The organism is Geodermatophilus ruber (genome assembly GCF_900114385.1).
Classification (GTDB): Bacteria; Actinomycetota; Actinomycetes; order Mycobacteriales; family Geodermatophilaceae; genus Geodermatophilus; species Geodermatophilus ruber.
The window spans coordinates 290,190-305,246 of sequence record NZ_FOSW01000001.1; the positions used below are offsets into that span (position 1 = coordinate 290,190).

At 72.5% G+C, this 15,057-nt stretch carries 18 protein-coding genes; 5 read left to right on the top strand and 13 right to left on the bottom strand.

Annotation, left to right across the window (positions count from 1 at the left end; genetic code table 11):
* Positions 1-4: 4 nt before the first annotated feature.
* From BMZ50_RS01535 to BMZ50_RS01545, 3 genes are all read right to left on the bottom strand, one after another.
* A complete protein-coding gene (locus BMZ50_RS01535) occupies positions 5-991 on the bottom strand; it encodes an ABC transporter permease (protein ID WP_245753243.1) in 987 nt (328 codons plus the stop codon).
* Positions 992-1,120: 129 nt separating this feature from the next.
* Positions 1,121-2,089, bottom strand: coding sequence for a substrate-binding domain-containing protein (locus tag BMZ50_RS01540; protein WP_091320324.1), 969 nt, complete (start codon positions 2,087-2,089; stop codon positions 1,121-1,123).
* Positions 2,090-2,448: 359 nt separating this feature from the next.
* Positions 2,449-3,618 (bottom strand): Gfo/Idh/MocA family protein, encoded by a 1,170-nt coding sequence (locus tag BMZ50_RS01545; protein ID WP_245753245.1) that lies wholly within the window; start codon positions 3,616-3,618, stop codon positions 2,449-2,451.
* 132 nt (positions 3,619-3,750) lie between these two features.
* Here BMZ50_RS01545 and BMZ50_RS01550 point away from each other — a divergent pair, with 132 nt between their 5' ends.
* Positions 3,751-4,017: a hypothetical protein gene (locus BMZ50_RS01550; RefSeq protein ID WP_091320327.1), complete on the top strand. Its 267-nt coding sequence runs from the start codon at positions 3,751-3,753 to the stop codon at positions 4,015-4,017.
* Positions 4,018-4,085: 68 nt separating this feature from the next.
* The gene (locus BMZ50_RS01555; protein ID WP_091320331.1) at positions 4,086-5,192 is read left to right on the top strand and encodes a Leu/Phe/Val dehydrogenase; all 1,107 of its coding nucleotides are present in this window, start codon (positions 4,086-4,088) and stop codon (positions 5,190-5,192) included.
* 153 nt (positions 5,193-5,345) lie between these two features.
* On the opposite strand, the gene BMZ50_RS01560 is transcribed toward BMZ50_RS01555, so the two are convergent.
* Positions 5,346-5,771 carry a DUF6221 family protein gene (locus BMZ50_RS01560; RefSeq protein WP_091320335.1) on the bottom strand — a complete coding sequence of 142 codons (426 nt, stop codon included), beginning with the start codon at positions 5,769-5,771 and terminating at the stop codon, positions 5,346-5,348.
* Between the two features lie 162 nt (positions 5,772-5,933).
* Here BMZ50_RS01560 and BMZ50_RS01565 point away from each other — a divergent pair, with 162 nt between their 5' ends.
* The 3 genes from BMZ50_RS01565 (at position 5,934) to BMZ50_RS01575 (ending at position 7,715) form a co-directional block, all read left to right on the top strand.
* Entirely contained in the window at positions 5,934-6,566 is a 633-nt protein-coding gene (locus BMZ50_RS01565; RefSeq protein ID WP_177212582.1) for a GDSL-type esterase/lipase family protein, read from the top strand.
* 343 nt (positions 6,567-6,909) lie between these two features.
* Positions 6,910-7,161: a hypothetical protein gene (locus BMZ50_RS01570; RefSeq protein WP_143087050.1), complete on the top strand. Its 252-nt coding sequence runs from the start codon at positions 6,910-6,912 to the stop codon at positions 7,159-7,161.
* A 356-nt stretch (positions 7,162-7,517) separates the two neighbouring features.
* Complete coding sequence (locus BMZ50_RS01575; protein WP_091320346.1) at positions 7,518-7,715, top strand: hypothetical protein; 198 nt, start codon at positions 7,518-7,520, stop codon at positions 7,713-7,715.
* Positions 7,716-8,119: 404 nt separating this feature from the next.
* On the opposite strand, the gene BMZ50_RS01580 is transcribed toward BMZ50_RS01575, so the two are convergent.
* From BMZ50_RS01580 to BMZ50_RS01600, 9 genes are all read right to left on the bottom strand, one after another.
* Positions 8,120-8,344 carry a hypothetical protein gene (locus BMZ50_RS01580; RefSeq protein WP_091320348.1) on the bottom strand — a complete coding sequence of 75 codons (225 nt, stop codon included), beginning with the start codon at positions 8,342-8,344 and terminating at the stop codon, positions 8,120-8,122.
* Positions 8,341-9,618: a phage major capsid protein gene (locus tag BMZ50_RS01585; protein WP_177212583.1), complete on the bottom strand. Its 1,278-nt coding sequence runs from the start codon at positions 9,616-9,618 to the stop codon at positions 8,341-8,343. The genes BMZ50_RS01580 and BMZ50_RS01585 overlap by 4 nt, the downstream gene beginning before the upstream one ends.
* Positions 9,619-9,928: 310 nt before the next feature.
* Positions 9,929-10,153 (bottom strand): hypothetical protein, encoded by a 225-nt coding sequence (locus BMZ50_RS01590; RefSeq protein WP_091320354.1) that lies wholly within the window; start codon positions 10,151-10,153, stop codon positions 9,929-9,931.
* A gap of 816 nt (positions 10,154-10,969) precedes the next feature.
* Positions 10,970-11,251, bottom strand: a complete 282-nt coding sequence (locus BMZ50_RS01595; RefSeq protein WP_143087051.1) for a GntR family transcriptional regulator — start codon at positions 11,249-11,251, stop codon at positions 10,970-10,972.
* 62 nt (positions 11,252-11,313) lie between these two features.
* Positions 11,314-11,481 (bottom strand): hypothetical protein, encoded by a 168-nt coding sequence (locus tag BMZ50_RS23925; RefSeq protein ID WP_177212584.1) that lies wholly within the window; start codon positions 11,479-11,481, stop codon positions 11,314-11,316.
* 95 nt (positions 11,482-11,576) lie between these two features.
* Positions 11,577-12,320, bottom strand: coding sequence for a helix-turn-helix domain-containing protein (locus BMZ50_RS23535; protein WP_143087052.1), 744 nt, complete (start codon positions 12,318-12,320; stop codon positions 11,577-11,579).
* A gap of 159 nt (positions 12,321-12,479) precedes the next feature.
* Complete coding sequence (locus tag BMZ50_RS23930) at positions 12,480-12,629, bottom strand: hypothetical protein (protein ID WP_177212585.1); 150 nt, start codon at positions 12,627-12,629, stop codon at positions 12,480-12,482.
* On the bottom strand, positions 12,626-12,796 hold the full coding sequence (locus tag BMZ50_RS23935) for a hypothetical protein (protein WP_177212586.1): 171 nt from the start codon (positions 12,794-12,796) through the stop codon (positions 12,626-12,628). The genes BMZ50_RS23930 and BMZ50_RS23935 overlap by 4 nt, the downstream gene beginning before the upstream one ends.
* Before the next feature lie 257 nt (positions 12,797-13,053).
* The gene (locus tag BMZ50_RS01600; RefSeq protein WP_177212587.1) at positions 13,054-14,484 is read right to left on the bottom strand and encodes a recombinase family protein; all 1,431 of its coding nucleotides are present in this window, start codon (positions 14,482-14,484) and stop codon (positions 13,054-13,056) included.
* Positions 14,485-15,057 lie beyond the last annotated feature (573 nt).

Sequence of the window (15,057 nt, forward strand, 5' to 3'; positions counted from 1 at the left end):
GACGTCATCTCCTCTGGGCCGCGTAGTTCTTGATGTACAGGTTGACCATCACGGCGAGCAGCAACATCACGCCCAGGAAGGTCCGGAACCAGTTCGGGTCCCAGCCGGCGTAGACGATGCCCTGGGTGGTCATCCCGAAGATGAAGGCACCGAGCGCCGAGCCGACGGCCGAGCCGTAACCACCGGTGAGCAGAGCGCCGCCGACGACCGCGGCGATGATGTAGATGAACTCGTTGCCGACGCCGAGGCCGGCCTGCACCGTGCTGAAGTTGAAGAGCAGGTGCATGCCGAGGAACCAGGCCAGGAACGACACGCCCATGAACAGGCCGATCTTGACCCTGCGGACGGGCACGCCGACGGCACGAGCGCTGGCGGCGTTGCCGCCGGAGGCGGTGATCCAGTTGCCGGTGCGGGTGCGCAGCAGCAGCCAGGTGCCGACGGCCACGAACACCAACCACCACAGCACGGTGACCTTGACGGTCATGAACCCGAGCGGGACGTCGCTGGCGAAGATGGCCCTGGCCTGGTCGAACCCGTCGAGGTTGCTGGTGTTGGGCGTGGCCACGGTGCCGGTGACCAGCTTCGTGACGCCGAGGTTGACGCCCTGCAGGATGAAGAAGGTGCTCAGCGTGATGAGGAAGCTGGGAATACCGGTCCTCACCACCAGGTACCCGTTGACGAACCCGATGACCAGGGCGATCAGCAGGCTCACCACGACGCCGACCCACATGTTCAGGCTGAACTGGTAGCAGATCATCGCCGAGGCGAGCGCGGTCGTGGTCACCGTGACACCGGCGGACAGGTCGAACTCGCCACCGATCATCAGCAGCGCCACACCGACCGCGACGATCCCGATGGTCGAGGAGGCGTAGAGGACCGTCGCCAGCGCCGGCAGGGTCCGGAACGGCGGGGCGATGGCGTAGAAGAACGCGAAGATCACGATCGCCGCGGCCAGCGCGCCGACCTCGGGGCGGGCGAGCACGCGGGACACCAGGGATCGTTCGGCGCGCCCCGGAGGCGGAGCCGGGGGCGCGGCCGACGGTTTCGTCACCACGGATGAGCTCATGGACTGCTCCCAGCGAATGCGGGGGAGCCGGGTGACCCGGCTCCCCTCGGGGGACTACCGGGTGTTGTTGTTCGCGTACTCGACGATCGGGCCGATGTTGCTCTGGTCGACGACCGACGGACCGGTCAGGACGGGCCCCCCGCCGCCGATGTCGTTGCCGTTGGTGAGGTTCAGCCACAGCGCCGTCACGGCCATGTAGCCCTGCACGTAGGGCTGCTGGTCGACCGAGAATGCGATGCCGCCGTTGTCGATCTGCTCGGCGACGTCGGCGTTCAGGTCGAAGGTGGCGATGGACGCCTGGCTGCCGGAGTCGGTCTTGGACTGCTGGGCGGCGAGGGCGATGTCGGCGCCCAGAGTCACCACGTTGGCGATCGAGGCGTCCTGCTGGAGCTTGGCCCCGATGGTCTGCTGCACCGCCGGCAGGTCCCGGCCGTTGACGTAGAGGACCTCGGTGTCGGGGAAGGTCTTCGCCACGCCGGCGCAGCGCGCCTCGAGCTGGACCTGCCCCTGCTCCTGGATCACGCAGACGGTGTGGCCGGGGTTCTCCTGGGCGATCTTCGAGCCCACCGTCTGGCCGGCGAGGTCCTCGTCCGAGCCGAAGTACATCGGGATCCCGAACCGCTCGTAGTCGGTGATGCCGGCGTTGAACGCGACCGTCGGGATGCCCGCCTCGATCGCCTTCTGCACGTTCGGACCGATGGCGTCAGGAGTGGGCAACGTGGTGGCCAGCCCATCCACGTCGCTGTCGATCGCGTTCTGGATCAGCGTCGCCTGCTCGCCGGCGTCCTGGTTGTTGGAGTAGTTCAGCGTGATGCCGTGATCGCTCGCGGCCTGCTCGGCCCCGGCGCGGATCTTGTCCCAGAAGGTGTCACCCGGCGCCTCGTGGGTGACCATCGCGATGGTGAACTCCTCGCCGCCACCCCCCGCGTTCTGCGCGCCCCCCTCGCTGCTGCACCCGGCCACCACCAGGGCGAGAGCACCGGCCCCGGCCAGCACCTGCAGCGGCTTCCCGACTCGTCTCATCGAGTGTTCCTCTCGTCGTGCGACCCACCGGGAGGGCAAGCCGCGGGGATGGGCGTGCGGGGGTGGAACGGGAGAGCGGGACGACGATCGGCACGTGGCTGCAGGCATCGTCCAGCGCCCGCGCACGCGGGGGAAGCGGTTCGGTGCCGACGGCGACGGCGCCGGCGCTCGACGCGCTGCGGAACGGAAGGGCCGGCTGCATCGGGCGCCATCGCCTCTCCTCTCGGCATCCGCGACCAACGCACGGAGGCCCACGATCACCCGGAGCACGGAAGGTGCGACGCTCCATATGTCCGGACAAACTGACATGAGGAATGTGGCACGGGCCACATTTTCCGTCAACACCCCGGCGGGCCGGCTCAGTTCGCGGGGACGTCGACCCAGGCCCCGATAGCGGCCGAGCGGGCCATCGCCTCGAGGACGACGGCGGTCCGGACGGCGTCGCCGAGCTCGGCGCCGTGCGGGCGGTCGTCGGCGATCGACCGCAGGAACTCCGCGGCCTCGATGACCTTGAGGTCGTCGAAGCTCATGGCCATGCCGGAGCCGGGCTGGAAGGCCGCGTACGCCCCGGCGCCGGGGCCCACGTACACGGCGCTGACCGGCTGGTCCTGGTAGAGCCCACCGCGGCTGACCCCCAGCTCGCCCATGCGGCGGAAGTCCCAGAAGAGGGCGCCGGCCGTGCCGTGCACCTCGAAGCCGTAGCTGTTCTGCTCCCCGACGGCGACGCGGCTGGCCTCCAGGACGACCCGCGCCCCCGACACCGTGCGCAGCAGGGCGGAGACGTAGTCGTCGTTCCCCACCCGCCCCCGCGCGCCCCCCGCGGCGCGGACGTGCCCGGCCGTGGCGCCCGTCGGGCGGGCCCGCTCCGGGATGAACACCGCGGCGTCCGCGGTCAGTGCGGCGATCTCGCCCAGCAGGTACCAGGTCAGGTCGACCGCGTGCGAGGCCAGGTCGCCGAGCACCCCGCTGCCACCGCGGCCGGCCTCGTACCGCCAGGTCAGCGCGCCGTCCGGGTGGGCCGCGTAGTCGCTGAAGAAGCGGAAGCGCGCGTGCGTGACCTCCCCGATCTCACCGGCGGCGATCATCTCGCGGGCGGCGGCCACCGCGGGGGCGTGCCGGTAGTTGAACCCGACCGCGCTGCGCACGCCCGCCTCCCGCGCGGCTGCGGTCACCGCCCGGGCATCCTCGGCGGTCAGGCCGACCGGCTTCTCGATCCAGACGTGACGGCCGGCCCGCGCCACCTCCTCGCCGATCTCGCGGTGCAGGAAGTTGGGCGCCGTGATGCTGACCGCCGTCACGCGCGGCTCGGCCAGCACGTCCCGCCAGTCGTGGGTCACCGATTCGAAGCCGAACTGCGCCGCCGCCTCCTCCGCGCGGCCCGGCACCTCGTCGGCGACGGCGACCAGCTCGGGGAGGACCGGCAGCTCGGGGAAGTGGTGCCGCACGCGGGCGTAGGCCTGGGCGTGCACGCGCCCCATCCAGCCGAAACCCACCACCGCCACGCCGAGCGGACGGAAGCCGCGCGTCACGGCGCGGGACAGTAGGTGGCGCGGGAGGGGCGCGGACGCCGGGGCCCACCCCCGGGGGCCGACCGGCGGAGCGTCGTCATCCTCCGTCGTCCGCCGCACCACGGACCGGCATCGACGCAGGAAGGAACCGCCATGTCCCGGAAGCCGCCCATCGGTGCGGCGCTCCAGCGCGAGCTGCTGCACTTCCTCCGTCCCCCGTCCCGGCGGCTGGCGCAGCAGGTGAGCGAGCAGGTGCGGCCCCGGCTGTCCGTGGTCGCCCGGAGCTCGTCCGGCCGGCCGGCGGACGAGGTGCGGGCCGCCCTGGAGGAGGTGGTGCGCTCGGCCGGCGCCACTCCCGACCTCGAAGCGCTCACCGAGTTCGCGGAGCAGATCGAGGCGGGCCACAACCCGTTCGAGTAGCGGCCCATCCCCGGGGTGCTCCGAGTCTGCGAGGACTTCCAGGGACGGCTCCTTCTAGGCTCGCCGTCGTGGACGTTCTCGGCTCCGGCCACGAACAGGTCGTCTTCTGCTCCGACCCGGCGTCCGGGCTGCGGGCGGTCATCGCCATCTATTCCACGGCCCTGGGCCCCGCGCTGGGCGGCACGCGGTTCTACCCGTACCCGAGCGAGGAGGCCGCCGTCGCCGACGCGCTGGCCCTGTCGAAGGCCATGGCCTACAAGAACAGCCTGGCCGGCCTCGACCTCGGCGGCGGCAAGGCCGTCGTCATCGGCGATCCGCAGACCGCCAAGACCGAGCCGCTGCTGCGCGCCTACGGCCGCTTCGTGGAGTCGCTGGGCGGGCGCTACCTGACCGCGTGCGACGTCGGCACGACCAACGCCGACCTGGACGTCGTCGCCCGCGAGACCCGCTTCGCCCACGGGCGGTCGGAGACCTACGGCGGCTGCGGCGACTCCTCGGTGCTCACCGCCTTCGGCGTCTTCCAGGGCATGCGCGCGGCCGCCCAGCACCGCTGGGGCAAGCCGTCGCTGGCCGGGCGCACCGTCGCCGTCGCCGGTGTCGGCAAGGTGGGCGGCTGGCTGGTGGACCGGCTGGTCGAGGAAGGCGCCGACGTGGTGGTCACGGACGTGGACGCCGGAGCCGTCGAGCGGGTCCTGGCCAGGCACCCCGGGGTCGACGCGGTGGCCGACACTGCGACGCTGGTGCGCACGCCGGCGGACGTCTACGCCCCGTGCGCCCTCGGCGGCGCCCTGGACGACGAGACGGTGGCGGTCCTCGACGCGGAGATCATCTGCGGCGGCGCGAACAACCAGCTGGCCCACCCGGGCATCGCCGAGCAGCTCGTCCGGCGCGGAATGCTCTACGCGCCGGACTACCTGGTCAACGCCGGCGGGGTGATCCAGGTCGAGGACGAGCGCCACGGCTCCTCCGCCTTAATTCCCGGCGGTGGGGGTGGGTTCTCCTTCGAGCGGGCCCAGGCCAAGGCCGAGCGGATCTTCGACACCACGCTGCGGGTGCTCCGGGCCGCCGACGAGCAGGGCATCTCCCCCGCGGCGGCCGCCGACCGGCTGGCCGAGGAACGGATGGCGAGCGTCGGCCGGCTCGCCACGATTCGAGTTCCGGCCCGCGGCTGGTAGCCGCCCGGCGCCTGCCTCACCTCCGCCATGGGCCAGGTGACCGGGAGGACGACGACTTGGCAGAACCCGCACCAGGCTCGTCACGTGGCTCACGTCCGTGAAGGCGGCTTTAGGGACAGGCGCCGCTCGACCGTCGCAGGTTGCATCGGCGCCTCATGGCATCCACTCCGGGTTGTATTCCGGGTGATCGGCGTATGGCACGGCCATGAAGCGGAGGACCAGGCCGAGCGCTTCCACAGCGCCCAGACGCTCTGATGGCGTGGGATCGTCGCGTGCTGTCGCGGTGACAGCGTCCTGGGCGCTTCTGTGGGCTGAGAGAATCCGCCGCTTGGCGTCGCACTCGGCGAGCACGCGCTCAGGGTCGTTTCGAACGATGTGACGAGCCGACGCCTGATCCATCAACTGCTTCCACGGGCCACAGGCCACAGGGACGCTGGTTCCATCGAGGAAGACCGCATCCCCCGCGCCGCTCCAGTACCAACCGGCGGTCTCGCGGGAGTCGATCACCTTTACCGCCGCGCGGGCTGCTGACTCGTCCTCGGTGATGCGAGCCAGAAGGAATGCGGGGAGGTTCTCCACGCGCCGATCTTCCCGCGATCCCCCGCGTGAACCAACGTGTCCCTAAGTGGGCCGCTACGGGACACCCAGGGCGCGCCGCAAAGGCGGCGTGAGGGACACCGGGCGGTACCGCACGAGCGGCTCCCGCGAACCGTCGATAGGCCGATGAGGAACCCTGTGCGGGTGGACAACTCATCGCCAGACGTCCGCATCGCCTTCTTCGGCGACTCCTACACGGCCGGGGTGGGGGATCCGTCGGCTCTCGGGTGGGTGGGGCGAGTCCTCGCCCGCGCCCGGACAACCGGCTGGAACCTCACCGGCTACAACCTCGGCGTCCGCCGCGAGACCACCCCCGACATCCAGCGCCGGTTCATTCCGGAGGCGCTGCCGCGCCTGCGGGACGGTGACGTCTTCGGCGTCGTCGTCGGCAGCGGCATCAACGACACCACCGTCGCCTCCGGCTGCCGCCGCGCCACCATTGCGGACACGGTGGCCGCTCTCGACCAGATCCTCGATGATGCCGCCGCGGCACACTGGTCCGTACTGGTCATCGGTCCCGCGCTGATCGACGACCCGCAGCAGAACGAACGCATCGAGGAGCTCTCCCAGGTCCTGGGCAAGCGGTGCGCCGACCGCGGCGCTCTCTACGTCGAGATCGCCGCATCGCTCATAGGAGACGAGGACTGGATGTCCGAGGTGGCGTCGATCGACGGCGCGCACCCGGGGGCGTCCGGGTATTCGCGGCTGAGTGAGCTGATCTGGCCTGTTTTCCTGCACTGGCTGACTGGACTACAGGCAGGGACAGCCACCCGGTAGCGCATGTTGCCGGCGGCAGCTTCTTGGACGTCTTGCGTCAAAGGCCCGGCAATCGTCCCTCTGTCCCTAAATGGGCCGTTTAGGGACGGCCGGCCAGGCTCCTATCCACCGGGTAGACACCGGCCCGGCACACCTTCGTCAGGCGACCGGCCTTGCCGGTGGCCGCCTCGGCGGCGGCCCATTCGGTGACCTCCGCCCCTGGGCGTGGCCGACGGCCGAGCGCCGCCCACATCCCTCGACTGGAACGACGGGTACAGGGGCTCTTGGGGCTCCTGGGGCTCCTGGGGCCAGCAGTCCCGGCACGCCGACGGTGGCGGGCGTCATGTGCCCCACGATCAAGTGCATGACTACTGCTGTGTGGATCGAGTCGCTGCACAACCTGCACTGCCCGACGTGCGAGTCCCGGCTCGTCGAGCACGCCGGCCGCTTCGACGTCATCGGGCGGCCGGACCCCGGGTACACGGCGGACCCCCGGACGTTGATGTGCCCGTCGGGGCACGTCCTGCCCGACGACCAGCACGCCCTCTATGAGCACCGCGACAACCGGGGCTACCCGCAGGAGGCGACAACGAGAGAGGTCCGCGCGCCGCGCTGACCCCCTGCCCTTCTCCCAGCACCAGCAAGGACCGGCTGCGCTACGCCCCGTCGTTCCAGCTGGGGGATGGTGGGCGCGCGCGCCGACCATCCCCCAGCGCGCAGACCGTGGCCGACTCCGCAGCGCAACGGGCGGGGCGTGTCACCCGGGTGCGGGCGGGGACAGTCCCCTGCCGGAGGGGGACCGTCAGTCGACCGGACGTCCCCCTCGGCGCGGGCAATGTGTCTCAACGATTTAGACACGGGGTGTAGCGGGATTGATCGCTTTCGGTGACCTTCGGCCCTTCGGCCGTACTCGTGCCCGGGACCAGCATGGAGGGCGGCCCCACCGGCCTGGATCCCGAGAGGACGGACCCCATGGACACGATGACCGGCGGCAGCACACGCATCGACCTCCTCGGCGGCTGCACGGCCGAGGTCGAGGTCCACGACCCCGGCGACGGGCCGCCCCGAGTCATCGCGACCGTCGACGAGTGGCCCATGCCCCCGGCCCAGGCCCGGCAGCTCGCCCACGCCCTGCTCGCCGCCGCCGATCACGCCGTGGCGGCGACCTGACCCCGCTGACCCCCTCCCCCCGGCGGGGACGGGGGCCGGCGAAGCATCATGGTGTCGGGCATGACCACCCTGGTGCAGATGACACCAGGATGCTTGCGGCCGACACAGGGACGGTCCCGGTGCGACCCCGCGGTCAGCACGACGGCCCTGCCCGTGCCTGCACGTAGGGGCCGCCCCGGCCCCGCGGACAAGGAAGACGCGGGGCCGAGGCGGCCGGGGTCGGGCCCGTCGGCGCTGGGCGTGGGGTCGAGGCGGAAGGGAACGACCCGCCCCCTCGCCGCGACGGCCGCCAGGCTCCGCCGCGGCGAACCACGCCCATAGATTCCGGCCCGCGCTCCGGACTGAGTCCGGCATGAAAGGCGCGTGGGCGGCCGGTGACTTTGACGCCCCGTGGGCCCGAGGATTCAGTAGTCGACCACGGGCAGCCCCCACCAGTCGCCGGCGTCCGGGCCCCCGATCCGGATGACCGCCTCCGGCACCAGCCGGCCGGTGGCCGCCGCCGCGGCGTACTGGTGGTGCCAGCAGGCCTCCCGCAGCTTGTCGTGCTCACAGCGAGTGGCGTCGAACTGGGCGACGTCCGCCGCGTCCGTGCCGGCCGCGGCGTCCGCCCGGGTGGCCGTCAGGTTCACGGCCGGATCCCGGAGACGACGCAGAAGCTGGCCGGCCTGGCGACGGCGATGTCACCCCTCCACCAGACCAACACGCCAAGTTCCCCGGTGGTGGCGAATGCCTCCGTCAACAGCGTGACCTGCAGGTCGGTGCGAACCCCGATCAGCAGGTTCCTGTAGTCCCCGACGATCACGTCGGAGGCGTCGGAGTTGGCACCGGCGGTGAGGTCGTTGGGCACCGTCGACGTCTCCAAGCGGGCCACCCCGTCCAGGTAGTCCGGCGCCCGCAGAGGCTGCCCGTCGCTGGCCTTGAGCTTGGCGAAGCTGCGGCCGGTGCGCGGCGAGAAGATCGCCGCGGTGGGCTCTTCGTTCACGTCACGAAGGCTTCCGACGGCGTCGATCAGGACGTCGTAGCTGGTGGGCGCCGCCCCGTTCGCCCCGCCGAACGCGGTCGTCTGGATGCCGGGGGTGGCCTTGATGCCCCTGGGCTCCGGGGCGGTGCCGGAGCCCAGGAGCGCGACCTTGTCCACGGTCCTCGCGACGACGGCCGCGAAGGCCTGGACCAGCAGGTCGTCGGCCTCGGGGGCGTCCTCCAGCAGTTCCCTGGTCACCTTGGTCAGGCCGGCCAGGGACCGGGCGGTGAGCCGCACCGTGCCGATCACGCCGTCCGACGGCGGGATGGCCGCGCCTTCCTGACGCCAGGCGACCGACGGGTCGCCTTCCCAACGCGGCACGTCCACGACGCGGGCGGCCATCGGAAACACCCGTGCTCCCGCACGCATCACCTGAGTCGCGGCCCTCGCCTTGTCGATCACGGACGCGCTGAGCAGCGTCGGGAGGAGGTACCCGCCCGCCGCCGGGGTCGCCCCGGTCATCGAGCGCTGCTCGGCCTCGGCTCCGGTCCAGTCGCCCGTCGCCACGCCGCGAAGCCACTTGCGGAGGCTCAGCTCCTGCTGTTCGTGCTCGGCCGGCACCAGCCCCTGCGCGCGGGCGAAGCCCCGGAAGCTCTGGCCCTCGCCCAGCGGCTCCCCGTCCCGGTACTCCCCCACCGACCCGGCCCGGAGCCGGCGGGCGGCGCCGGCGTGGGACAGCGCGAGCAGCTCGTCCTGCTGACCGAGCTCGGCCAGCCGGGCGGCGTACTCGCCGATCTCGCGGGTCAGCGCCCGGAACTGGGCGTCCTCCGCGGCGGAGAGGTTGGTGCGGCGTTCGGCCTCGACGGCGTCGACGATCCGCTGCCGCCGGGCGACCGCGTCGTCGTGACGCTGCCGCAGCCGGGTGATGATCTGGTCGCTCATGGTGATCTCGCTCTGCGTGAACGGGTCATCCCTCGGCGGCGTCGTTTGTCGACGCGGCTGCGGCGGCGCGGCCGGAATGGGGCGGCCGGGTGCTGCGGGGCGCGCAAGCTCGCACGAGGGCGGTGACCAGGTGCAGCGGCGCGGATCTCCGGCTGGGACGGCGCGGCCGGGATGGGCGGCCGGGTGTCCCGGGGCGGCACGAACCGGGTGCTGCGGCGTGATCGGAGCGGCCCCCTCGCCGCGACCCATGCCAGGACCGCGAGGACGACCGCCTGTCAGAAGCGTAGCCGAGGCCGCCGACAGAACCGCGCTACAGCACGTCGTCGAGCGGCACCAGCTCGGTCAGCGGAACCCGGATGATCTCGCGGTCGGCGATGAACGCCGCCAGCGCGGGCACCGGCGCCTCCACGCCGAGGAAGTACGTCCGCCCGGCGGCCAGCGCGGCGAGCAGGTGGTCAGCGTCCGGCCGGGCGCTCACCGCGGCCATCATCTGCTCAAACAGGTCGCGCATGACTCGGGTGTCCAGGGTGTTCATGATCCCTCTCCTGAGGTCGGCGATACCCGTATGTCCAGGTCCGTCCAGTGTGGCCAGAGCCGCCGACACGGCCCCCTCGCGCGCACGCCCGTGCGTGCGCCCGCCCGCACACACGCCCGCACACGATGGCGGGGGGTCAAACGGGGGGATGTCCACCTACCGGCGGGGCGGTCGGGGTGACCCCCGCGAAGATCGACACCCCCTTCCCCGTGGCGTCACGGCTGCCAGCTCGCGGGCGGTTCGGGGGCGCCGCGGCGGCGGGGGTCGGGCCGGCAGCGGGGACAGCGGCCATCACGACGGGCCGCTCGCCAGGTGAGCCGCTCGGTGAGGCATGCGCGGCAGTGCAGGCCGGACACTGCGGGCGCTGGCCGCGGCGGTGGCTCGGGCTCGGTCTCGGTCTCGGTCTCGGGCGGCCGGTACCCGCGGTGCCCGGCCTTGGCCCCGCCGCGGCGGCCGGGTCGTCGCCGCTCGGATGTCGTCGCCTCGACGCGCTGCTGCTCGACCTGCGGCTGCTGTTCACGTTGCTGCGGCTGCTCACGCTGCTCACGCGCTGGCCGCGTCGTCTGATCTCCGGCGGCGAAGCGGGCTCGGAGCCGGTCGACGTCGGCGCTGTCGATCGGCTGCGGCTCAGCGCGGATGGCTGCCGCGGCTGCTGTCTGCCTACTCCGGTTCGCGCGGGATCTCATCGTGGTCCTCTCGCTGGTGTGTGGACGGACGTGGCCTCGACCGGCTCAGCGCCACCAGGCGTTGTTCGCCACCCCGAACACCGGGGATGGCCCGTCGGGCGGGCCTGGGGGCGCTGGGCGGCTGGCGGGGTCAGCGCCTCGCGCCGGGGGTGGGGCGGCGCCGGGCCGGGGAGGGCCCAGCGTGGCGTGGGATGCAGAAGCGGGCCACCGGGTATCCGGGGCCGGTGTCGAGGGCGACCCACCCGGCCGCCACCAGCGCCGACAGCGCTCGCCGGACGACCCGCGCCGGGATCTGCGCGGCCTCGGCCAGCAAGCGAACGGGGGGCATCGCAACATCGGTCGCGTCGTCGTCGGCGGCGAAGCACGACAGCTGCGCGGCGACCACCACGACCGGGCCCGGCAGGCCGGACACCTTCACTCGTGAGCGCCACGTCCCCCGGGGGACGCCCCCGGGGAACCCCTCCCCGGGGGGGCTCACTCGGCGGCCTCCGGGGAGGTCTGCTGCGGGAGCTGCTGCTGCAGCTCGATGTCGGGATCCGGTTCGGGCAAAGGCAGCTGGCCGCGGACCGGCTCGACCGGGCGCAGGCGGTCCTCCGGCCGCCGGCGGGCGCGGCCCTTCCGCCGGGGACTCGTGGTGGTCATGGCGGTCTCCTTCTCTTCGGGTGGGCGGTGCTGCCCGCCGCGGTCGTCGGCGGGCGATCGTCGGGCTCGATGTCGGGATCCGGCTCGGGGGGTACTCACGACTGATCGCGGGCGTTGGGGTGGCATTGCCGGCAGCGCTGGGCGAGGCCGTCGGGGGTCTCGCGCAGCCGGGTGCGTTCGTCGCACTCCCCGCACCACGGGGGCCGGGGGGGCGGCCTGTCGGCCTCGGCCTGCTGCCGCTCGTGCCGCTCGCGGGCCCGCATGCAGGCGACGCATGACACTTCAACGAAGTCGTCGTAGGCGTGCTTGTCGCAGTGCCGGGGATTCGGGGTGGGGGGAGGCGTCGCGCGCGTCTCCCCTTCTTGTACTTCTTCATGACTATTTGGGCGGCACCTGGTGCCGGTGTTCCTGTCGTGAAATGCCGGTGTTCCTGTCGTGAAATGCCGGTGTTCCGGCACCTGATCACCGGCATGCGGTGCCGCTGTTCTGCTCCGATCACCGGCACGCGGTGCCGCTGTTCCGTTCGGATCACCGGTATGTGGTGCCGCTGTTCCCGCGGGCAGGGCGAGCCGGTACACATCGGCCACGGCCCGCCGGCCGAGGGCCGACCCGCTGCTCTCGCGGACCAGCCACCCCCTGTCGCGGAGGGTGGCCAGCGCGGCCCGGGTGGCTCGCTCCCCGAGCGCACACTCGCGGGCAAGCAGCGCGACGCCGGGGAACACCCGGCGCCCGTGCCGGTCCGCGTGCGTCGAGGCCGTGAGGCCGACCAGCCTCACCGTGGCCGTCAGCTCGCCGTCGCCCCGGAGCGCGAGTTGCCATCGGAAGCGGTCGACGGTCATCGGCCACCTGGCCTCGTACCGGAGAGCGCCGCCGGGACCGGGGACGTCGTACCCTGACGGGCGGGCCGAGGGGGCTCGTGCTTCACCGGAGCGCCGTCGACTGGCCGGTCGGCGGCGTTCTTCACGTCCGTCTGACCGGCACGGCGCGGAGTGCGGCGGTCATGCGGCGCCCGCCGGTCTGCGGGCGGGCGGCCGGAGCAGGACTCGGAGGCGTTTCCGCTGCGCGGCGGTGAGCTTGGGGGCCTCGGTGGCGATCCGCTCGGCCCAGGCGTCGAGGTCGCCGTCGGGCGCCCGCGGCTCGACGGTCATGTCTCGTCGTCCTCGGGCTCGGCGAGGAGCATGTCGGCCAGGCGGCGGCGGGTCTCAAGCGGCAGGTGCGGCCACGTCGTCGTGATCCGCTGGATGTACTTGGTCGCGGCCTGGGTTCGGTGGGCGACGTGCGCGGGGGTGACTCGGGCGCGGGCGTCGGTGCTCATCGGCGGTGTGCTCCACGGGTCATGGATTCAGGGCGGCGAACCCCGTTCGAGCACCTGTTCGAAACATCCCCTCATCGAGAGGGGACATACGGTTCCCTGTTGGGTCCGCTGGCCCCACTCGACCACGCCGCGGGCACCGTTTCGGGTCCTGTGCAGACGCGTGTATTGACACTCCTGGCCGCCATTTCCGCGGCGACCAGGACAAACAAAAAGGCCCCCTCGGAAACGTTCCGAAGGGGCCTTGTGTGGGTGGGGCGTCAGGCGCGCCAGACGACCCGAATCGTGTCCGGGTCGAACGGGCGCCGGCCGGGGCGACCGGGGAGCAGGACGACCCGGCACAGGGCGTCGATGACGGCCCGCCGGGCGCCGAGGTCCAGCGCCAGAAAGGCCTCGGGCGGGCTCTCGGCGGACACCACGGCGGCCACCCGCGATCTCGCCGTCACGGCGGCCAACCGACGGTTGACCCGGTCCAGCTCACCCTTCCGACGGGCCTTCTGCTCGCGCATCACTCGGGCGCTGATCTCGCCGTCGCCGTAGTCGTTCTCGATGCGCTTGATCTTGGCGCGGAGGACGCTGGCCTTGTCGGTCAGCCGGGCGACCTCGGGGTCGTCGGCCGCCAACAGGTCGGCGACGTCGGGTCGGCGCAGGCGCTTTTCCACGACGAGCAGGACCGCCTCGTCGATCGGGTCGGCGAGCCGCGTGAGGTGCTTCTTTCGCCGGCACGAGTAAATCCGCTCGCCCGCGGCCCGGTACCGCGACTGGACGTCGGAGTCGATCCCCTCGGCGTCGCACTTGCCGCAGCGGAACAGCCCGGCGCCGAGCCACTTGCGGGCGGTCGACCCGCCGGACGTCCGGCGCTCCGCGGCGGTCAGCAGCGCCTCCGCCTGCCGCAGCGTGGCCTCCGGCACGATCGCCGGCCAGGTCCCCGGGCCGGTCTCCTCGCCGCCGTAGGCCCGGATCGCGGCGTAGCGCGGGGAGAGCAGGAGCTTGCGGACCGCGGTGGGCTCCCACTCGCGCCCCAGCGTGGTCCGCAGCCCGCGGCCGCCGTTCAGCCCCTCGGCCCCGTCCGGGCGACGCTCACCATTGAGGTACCTGGCGATGCTCGCCAGCGACGAGCCGGCGAGCAGCATCTTGTACGCCTGGCGGACGGCGGCGGCCTCGTCCTCGACCAGCGTCATGCCGCCCTTGGCGTAGCCGAACGCCCTTCGACGCGGGGGCCGCCCCTGCTCGACCGCCTGCACCTCCGACAGGTGCTGCCTCTCTCCCTTCTGATCTGCCTCGAAGCGGGCCATGCTGGCGAACGTACGGGCAGCGAGCTTTCCCTGCGGGGTCTCGAAGTCGAGGTCGCCCTGCACGGTGATCACGCGCACCCCCAGGGGTTCGCACAGGTCGATGAGGTCCTCCAACTCGACCGGCCGGCGGAGCAACCGGTCGAGCGCCCACGCGACCACCACGTCGATGTCGCCCCGTTCGATCCGGCGCAGCATCTCGTCATAGATGGGGCGCTTCCGGCGCTTGCTCGCGCTGGTGTGGTTCTCGGGGAAGATCAACGAGGGGTCCACGGTCCAGCCTCGGCGCTCGGCGTGGGCAGTGCAGGCGGCGCGCTGCCGGTCGATCGCGCGCCCCTCCTCATCGTCGCGGTAGCGGCCGGGGTCATGCGACTGCCGCAGATAGAGGGCGACACGCACCGGGGCATCCACTGGGGCAAACGCACTGCGGGACCGGGTGCGACGGGGGAGTGTGGCGGTGGTCACGAGTTAAATAGTAGTAGTAGAGCCGACGGCTGACACGGGTTCTCCTTCGCCCGCGCCGAGGCCAAGACCGAGCGCATCTTCGACACCACCCTGCGGGTGCTCCGGGCCGCCGACGAGCAGGGGATCTCCCCCGCGGTGGCCGCCGACCGGCTGGCCGAGGAGCGCATGGCGCGCGTCGGCCGGCTGGCGACGATCCGGCTGCCCCGCTGACCTCGGCCCTTCGCCCCGCCCGAGTCGCCGGCGGTGGACTCTCCCGGCGACGACCACCTCGACGGCGGCCCTGTGAGCTTCCTCGCCGCCGGCGGCCGAACCAGGCCGGCCGGGGCCACGCCGGAGCGGCAGTGCACGGCGCTGGCCGGTCATAACCCCAGGTGAATCGGCCGATCCCGGCCCGCGGCACGGGCCGGCGGCACGGGCCGGCGGCCCCCGGTAGGGGGACAGCGGGGGGAGACCCGTGCTCGTCGTCGATCGGTGTCGTAAGCTCGGTGCAGACACAGTCACTCAGTC

Coding starts and splice junctions, on each gene's coding strand:
- BMZ50_RS01540 (WP_091320324.1), bottom strand. CDS start 2,089: ATGAGACGAGTCGGGAAGCCGCTGCAGGTGCTGGCCGGGGCCGGTGCT.
- BMZ50_RS01585 (WP_177212583.1), bottom strand. CDS start 9,618: ATGAGCGACCAGATCATCACCCGGCTGCGGCAGCGTCACGACGACGCG.
- BMZ50_RS01550 (WP_091320327.1), top strand. CDS start 3,751: ATGTCCCGGAAGCCGCCCATCGGTGCGGCGCTCCAGCGCGAGCTGCTG.
- BMZ50_RS01575 (WP_091320346.1), top strand. CDS start 7,518: ATGGACACGATGACCGGCGGCAGCACACGCATCGACCTCCTCGGCGGC.
- BMZ50_RS23935 (WP_177212586.1), bottom strand. CDS start 12,796: ATGAGCACCGACGCCCGCGCCCGAGTCACCCCCGCGCACGTCGCCCAC.
- BMZ50_RS23930 (WP_177212585.1), bottom strand. CDS start 12,629: ATGACCGTCGAGCCGCGGGCGCCCGACGGCGACCTCGACGCCTGGGCC.
- BMZ50_RS23535 (WP_143087052.1), bottom strand. CDS start 12,320: ATGACCGTCGACCGCTTCCGATGGCAACTCGCGCTCCGGGGCGACGGC.
- BMZ50_RS23925 (WP_177212584.1), bottom strand. CDS start 11,481: ATGACCACCACGAGTCCCCGGCGGAAGGGCCGCGCCCGCCGGCGGCCG.
- BMZ50_RS01590 (WP_091320354.1), bottom strand. CDS start 10,153: ATGAACACCCTGGACACCCGAGTCATGCGCGACCTGTTTGAGCAGATG.
- BMZ50_RS01570 (WP_143087050.1), top strand. CDS start 6,910: ATGACTACTGCTGTGTGGATCGAGTCGCTGCACAACCTGCACTGCCCG.